The organism is Carboxylicivirga linearis (assembly GCF_018271995.1).
Lineage (GTDB): Bacteria > Bacteroidota > Bacteroidia > Bacteroidales > Marinilabiliaceae > Carboxylicivirga > Carboxylicivirga linearis.
The window spans coordinates 1-363 of the sequence record NZ_JAGUCO010000163.1 but is presented as its reverse complement, the minus strand read 5'-3'; the positions used below and the strand labels follow the sequence as shown (position 1 = coordinate 363).

Here is a 363-nt window from a genome sequence, read left to right as displayed (position 1 = left end):
ATAGTTGGCATTCTCTACTTCTTTACTATGTTCAAATGATTACATAACTGGCTCTCCGGCAGAACTTGAGTATGTGATTTTTTCTTCAACAAAAGCTTTAAGAACGAGAACCTGATTTCCTGTTTTTTACCTTGAGATTTTCTTTCCTTCTTTTCCTTCATTGGAGTTTTAGATTATTAGAACGACATATAACCAATTACACATTGCTCTTTATTTCCTCCAAGGAAGAGTGACGGCCAGCTTTAATCCAATCCATTACTTCATCCAATTTGAACAGTAATATCTTACCACCCGGTTTATAGAAGGGAATCTGTTTATTATACACCCTGCCATAAATGGTTTTAACACTTTCGCCCAATAGCA

At 35.5% G+C, this 363-nt stretch carries 1 protein-coding gene; it reads right to left on the bottom strand.

All coding sequences use genetic code 11. The features are described from left to right. Window positions 1–196 precede the first annotated feature (196 nt). Window positions 197–358, bottom strand: a complete 162-nt coding sequence (locus tag KEM10_RS25140) for a helix-turn-helix transcriptional regulator (protein WP_394369466.1) — start codon at window positions 356–358, stop codon at window positions 197–199. Window positions 359–363: the final 5 nt, after the last annotated feature.